This is a genomic window from Streptomyces sp. SID1328, from assembly GCF_009865595.1.
Classification (GTDB): Bacteria; Actinomycetota; Actinomycetes; order Streptomycetales; family Streptomycetaceae; genus Streptomyces; species Streptomyces griseoluteus.
The window spans coordinates 1-5,098 of record NZ_WWKH01000673.1 but is presented as its reverse complement, the minus strand read 5'-3'; the positions used below and the strand labels follow the sequence as shown (position 1 = coordinate 5,098).

Genomic DNA, 5,098 nt, shown 5'->3' with positions numbered 1-5,098 from the left:
GGCCCCCGGCTGATCCCGGCCTACCCCGCCGCCGAGCGCGCGGTGCGCGCGCTGGCCGAGGCCGTCCGGTACGGGCAGTGGCGCCGCGAGGCCGCCGATCCCGGCAAGGTGCCCGAGTACGACGACATCGACGAGCGCAAGGCCGCCGAGATCATCGCCGGGCTGCTGGAACGCGGCGAGGGCTTCGCCGTCGGCCCCGAGGACACCCGCGAGCTGCTCGCCACCTACGGCATCCACGTCCGGCCCGCGCTGCCCGCGCCCACCCCGGACGCGGCCGCGTCCGCCGCCCGCTGTCTCGGCTACCCGGTCGTCCTCAAAGCCACCGCGCCCCACCTGCGGCACCGCGCCGACCTCGGCGGGGTCCGGCTCGACCTCGCGGACGAGGAACAACTGCGGCGGGCATACGGCGAGTTGACCGATCTGTTCGGGCCCCCCGAGCAACTGCGGCCGGTGGTGCAGGCCATGGCACCCCGAGGTGTGGACACCGTCGTACGGGCGGTCATCGACCCGGCGGCCGGTGCCGTGCTGTCCTTCGGGCTGGCCGGGGCCGCGTCCCAGCTCCTGGACGACATGGCGCACCGGCTCGTCCCCGTCACCGACCGGGACGCCACCTCCCTGATCCGCTCCATCCGCACCGCCCCCCTCCTCTTCGGCTGGCGCGGCTCCACCCCGGTCGACACCCCCGCCCTGGAGGAACTCCTCCTCAGGGTCTCCCGCCTGGTGGACGACCACCCGGAGGTAGTGGCCATCACCCTCGAACCCGCGGTCGTGGCCCAGCACGGCACCACCGTCCTGGACGCCACCATCCGCCTCGCCCCCCCACCGGCCCGCACCGACCTGGGCCCCCGCACCCTGCCGGCGTACTGAGGGGGAGTCCGATGCGGATCGCCGGCCGGGCGCTGCCCGACGGGAGCTGGTGGGACTGGGAGGTGCTCGGCTGGGACGCCGGGCGGTTCCGGCTCGCCGCCGGGCACGACCTCACCCACCACCACGGCCTGGAGGTGCACTTTCTCTCCCCGGCCCTGGTCTCCTGCCCGTTCGCCTTCCAGGACCCCGTCTTCCGGCCGCCCACGGCCGAGGAGCGGGCCCGGCTGACGCGGTCGCTCGGCGAGGACCCGCCGGTGATCGTGGCCTTCGAGGCCGACGGCGGCGGCAGCGAAACGGTCTCCTGCCTCATCGCCGCCGAGGGCGTCGAGATACGGCCGGGACTGGTCCGGCGGGAGGTGCCGGGTCGTCCCGACTGGCCCGGAGTGCACCTGGTCACGGATTAGGATGGACGCCATGGCCAAGACCAGTACGACGACCCAGGGGCTTCGCACGGCGATCGAGCGCAGCGGCTACTACCCGGCCCTCGTGGCCGAGGCGGTGGAGGCCGCTGTCGGCGGTGAGGCCGTCCGGTCGTATCTGGTCCACCAGGAGACCACGTTCGACCAGAACGAGGTCCGCCGCCATGTCACCGTCCTCGTCCTGACCGCCAACCGTTTCATCGTCAGCCACACCGACGAGCAGGCCGCCGACGGCACTTCCCCGACCCCGTACGCCACCACCTCCACCGAGTCCGTGAAGATCGGCCGGATCTCCTCCGTCGTGGTCAGCCGGGTGGTGGCCAACCCCGAGCAGTACACGCCGGGCACCCTGCCCCGCGAGGTCGTCCTCACCATCGGCTGGGGCGCGGTCAGCCGCCTCGACCTGGAGCCCGCCGCCTGCGGTGACCCGAACTGCGAGGCCGACCACGGCTACACCGGCAGCTCCACCGCCGACGACCTCAGCCTGCGGGTGAGCGAGGCCGGGGACGGCCCGGAGACCGTGCGCCAGGCGCTCGCCTTCGCGCAGTCCATCTCCGAGGCGACCGCGGACGTCACCCGCTGATGTCCCAGCCCTCTCCCTGGGACGCCCTGGAACCCCTCGCCCTGTCCTCCGCCCCGCTGCCCGAGTACGGCCACGGCTCCCTCGCCGACCTGCTGCCCACCCTCGCGGCCGGCCTGGGCGTCCCCGGCATGACCCCGGCCATCACCGAGCTGACCCCCGCCGACCGGGTCTGCGTCTTCCTGGTCGACGGCCTCGGCTGGGAGCTGCTGCGCGCCCACCCCGACGAGGCGCCGTTCCTGAACTCCCTGCTCGGCAGCTCGCGCGGCGGCACCGGCCGCCCCCTCACCGCCGGTTACCCGGCGACCACCGCGACCTCGCTGGGCTCCGTCGGCACCGGTCTGCCGCCCGGCGCGCACGGCCTGCCCGGCTACACCGTGCGCGACCCGGACACCGGCCGGCTGATGAACCAGCTCCGCTGGCAGCCCTGGACCCCGCCGCACGCCTGGCAGCCGTACCCGACCGTGTTCGAGCTGGCCGACCGCGCCGGGGTGCACGCCGCCCAGGTGTCCTCGCCGCACTTCCAGAACACCCCGCTCACCAAGGTCGCGCTCAGCGGCGGCACCTTCGTCGGCAGCCTCGCCGGCGAGGAGCGCATGGACCTCGCGGCCCAGCAGCTCGCCGCCGGGGACCGCTCACTGGTCTACACGTACTACGCCGAACTCGACGGCGCCGGCCACCGCTACGGCATCGGTTCCGACACCTGGCGCGGCCAGCTCATGTACGTCGACCGGCTCGCCCAGCGCCTGGCCGAGCAGCTCCCCCCGCGCAGCGCGCTCTACGTCACCGCCGATCACGGCATGGTCGACATCCCCTTTGACGAGGAGCACCGCATCGACTTCGACGAGGACTGGGAGCTGCGCGCCGGTGTCTCCCTCCTCGGCGGCGAGGGCCGCGCCCGGCACGTGTACGCGGTGCCCGGCGCGGAGAACGACGTGCTGACCTGCTGGCGCGAGGTCCTCGGCGACCGCTTCTGGATCGCCTCCCGCGACGAGGCCGTGCAGACCGGCTGGTTCGGGCCGCACGTCGACGAGCGCGTGTACCCGAGGATCGGTGACGTGGTCGCCGCCGCCTACGACGACGTGCTGATCACCGCCTCCGAGCGCGAGCCCAAGGAGTCGCTGATGGTCGGCAACCACGGCTCGATGACCCCCGCCGAGCAGCTCGTCCCCCTCCTCGAAGTCCGTTCCTGAACTCCTCACCCTCCTCTCGCCGAAAGGTGCTCAACCCCTCATGTCCGAGCTGGTGTTCTTCTCCGGAACGATGGACTGCGGGAAGTCGACCCTGGCTCTGCAGATCGAGCACAACCGCTCGGCGCGAGGACTCCAGGGCCTGATCTTCACGCGGGACGACCGCGCCGGCGAGGGCAAGCTGTCCTCCCGCCTCGGCCTGGTCACGGACGCGGTCGAGGCGATGCCGGGCATGGACCTGTACGGCCATGTCGTCGCCCTGATGTCGCGCGGCGGCAAGGTCGACTACGTGATCGTGGACGAGGCCCAGTTCCTCAGCCCCGAGCAGATCGACCAGCTCGCCCGCGTGGTGGACGACCTGGATCTCGACGTCTTCGCCTTCGGCATCACCACCGACTTCCGCACCAAGCTCTTCCCCGGCTCCCAGCGCCTGATCGAGCTCGCGGACCGGATAGAGACGCTCCAGGTCGAGGCGATGTGCTGGTGCGGCGCCCGCGCCACGCACAACGCCCGCACGGTCGGCGGCGAGATGGTGGTGGAGGGCGAGCAGGTGGTGGTCGGCGACGTCAACCGACCCGCCACGGCCATCGGCTACGAGGTCCTGTGCCGCCGCCACCACCGCCGCCGGATGACCGCCTCCTCCACTCAGGCCGGCGCCCTCTCCCCGGACGTCCTGCCGGTGACCTCCGCCTGATCTACCCGCGCGGCCGGGGTACCGTCCCCACCCTGCGCGCCACGCCGAACCGGGCCCCCTGCGGGTCCGCCACCGTGGCGACTCTGCCGTACGGGCCGTCGTACGCCGGTTCCAGCAGCCGGCCGCCGAGGTCCAGCACCTGGCGGACCGTGGCGTCGGTGTCCGCCACCTCGAAGTGCGGCAGCCAGTGCGCTCCCAGGGGGCGGGGGAGACGGTGCCCCATCCCGCGCAGGGCCACCACCGGACGGCCCTCGCTGCGCAGGGTGATGTGGTCCGGGGCCGCCGGCGGCTCCGCCTCGTAGCCGAACACCCGCGCGTAGAACGTCGTCACGCGCACTGCCGACACCGTCCGCAGCTCGGTCCACGCGGGCAGGCCCGGTCCGCGGGCGCCCTTCGGGGCGGGGTGGGCCCAGGTGGTGCAGAAGCCGAAGACCGCTCCGGAGGGGTCGGCGGCGATGGCGACCCGGCCGTTCTCAGCCGCGTCCAGCGGGCCGACCGCCACCGTGCCGCCGGACAGCCGCACCCGCTCGGCGGTGAGGTCCACGTCGTCCGAGGCGAGATAGGGCGTCCAGGCGGCCGAAAGCCCCGCGTCCGCGGGGAGTTGGTTGATGACGGCCACCTCCCGGCCCCCCAGCGAAGCCCGCACCGGGCGGCCGAGCGGGCCGGCCCGGAACTCCCAGCCGAACACGGCCCCGTAGAACTCCTCGGCGGCGTCCGCCGACCGCGTCATCAGGCTCACCCAGCACGGCGTGCCGGGTGCGTGCGGCGCTCGTGGGCCGGCCGACTCCGGTGCCTCGGTCATCGCTCACTCTCTCTCCGGTCCCTCATGGGGGCCGCGTCGCATCCGCTTCCCGCGGGCCGGGCCGGTAGCCCGCGCCCGCGTGCCCGGGCCGCCACCGGTACGGGGTGGCACGCGGGCCGGCGGAAGGTCCGGTCGGCCGCCGTTCGCCCTCCGGGCGATGACCGGCGAGCGCCGCCGAACGCACACTGTGTGCCCGATACGGTACGCCGTGTGACCGGGGCTGTCCGGCCGAGCAGAGTAGTGGCAGCCGGGCGTGGCGGCCACCCCGTGCGCGAGGATGGCGCCATGACAGTCATCATCACCGCCGCCGAACTGGCCCGGGACCTGGCCGGGCCTACCCCGCCGACGCTGCTGGACGTGCGCTGGCAACTGAGCGCACCGGACGCCCCCGCCTTCGACGCCCGCGCCGCCTACGAGGCCGGCCACCTGCCCGGCGCGGTCTTCGTCGACCTGGACCGGGAGCTGGCCGCGCCCCCCGGCCCCCGCGGCCGCCATCCCCTGCCGGACCTCGCGGAGTTCGGCGCCGCTATGCGCCGCGCGGGCGTC

At 74.1% G+C, this 5,098-nt stretch carries 6 protein-coding genes and 1 pseudogene; 6 read left to right on the top strand and 1 reads right to left on the bottom strand.

The features are described 5' to 3' along the window. The 5 genes from GT030_RS21715 to GT030_RS21695 all read left to right on the top strand — a co-directional run. A partial coding sequence (locus GT030_RS21715; protein ID WP_202460395.1) for an acetate--CoA ligase family protein occupies positions 1–867 on the top strand: 867 nt, incomplete at its 5' end. A gap of 11 nt (positions 868–878) precedes the next feature. After that, entirely contained in the window at positions 879–1,271 is a 393-nt protein-coding gene (locus tag GT030_RS21710) for a hypothetical protein (RefSeq protein WP_161202536.1), read from the top strand. 1 nt (position 1,272) lies between these two features. Then, the gene (locus tag GT030_RS21705) at positions 1,273–1,869 is read left to right on the top strand and encodes a DUF5998 family protein (protein ID WP_086693215.1); all 597 of its coding nucleotides are present in this window, start codon (positions 1,273–1,275) and stop codon (positions 1,867–1,869) included. Further along, positions 1,869–3,059 (top strand): nucleotide pyrophosphatase/phosphodiesterase family protein, encoded by a 1,191-nt coding sequence (locus tag GT030_RS21700; protein WP_161202535.1) that lies wholly within the window; start codon positions 1,869–1,871, stop codon positions 3,057–3,059. Before GT030_RS21705 ends, GT030_RS21700 begins: the two co-directional genes overlap by 1 nt. A gap of 40 nt (positions 3,060–3,099) precedes the next feature. After that, on the top strand, positions 3,100–3,750 hold the full coding sequence (locus GT030_RS21695; RefSeq protein ID WP_161202534.1) for a thymidine kinase: 651 nt from the start codon (positions 3,100–3,102) through the stop codon (positions 3,748–3,750). Between the two features lies 1 nt (position 3,751). On the opposite strand, the gene GT030_RS21690 is transcribed toward GT030_RS21695, so the two are convergent. Continuing rightward, positions 3,752–4,552 (bottom strand): VOC family protein, encoded by an 801-nt coding sequence (locus GT030_RS21690; protein ID WP_161202533.1) that lies wholly within the window; start codon positions 4,550–4,552, stop codon positions 3,752–3,754. A 285-nt stretch (positions 4,553–4,837) separates the two neighbouring features. On the opposite strand from GT030_RS21690, the pseudogene GT030_RS21685 reads away from it, so the two are divergent. Next, positions 4,838–5,098 (top strand): annotated as a pseudogene (locus GT030_RS21685) (rhodanese-like domain-containing protein); the annotation flags it as partial.

Bases quoted from the DNA above. Each gene is read 5' to 3' on its own strand.
- GT030_RS21705 (WP_086693215.1), top strand. From the start codon at position 1,273: ATGGACGCCATGGCCAAGACCAGTACGACGACCCAGGGGCTTCGCACG.
- GT030_RS21695 (WP_161202534.1), top strand. From the start codon at position 3,100: ATGTCCGAGCTGGTGTTCTTCTCCGGAACGATGGACTGCGGGAAGTCG.
- GT030_RS21700 (WP_161202535.1), top strand. From the start codon at position 1,869: ATGTCCCAGCCCTCTCCCTGGGACGCCCTGGAACCCCTCGCCCTGTCC.
- GT030_RS21710 (WP_161202536.1), top strand. From the start codon at position 879: ATGCGGATCGCCGGCCGGGCGCTGCCCGACGGGAGCTGGTGGGACTGG.
- GT030_RS21690 (WP_161202533.1), bottom strand. From the start codon at position 4,552: ATGACCGAGGCACCGGAGTCGGCCGGCCCACGAGCGCCGCACGCACCC.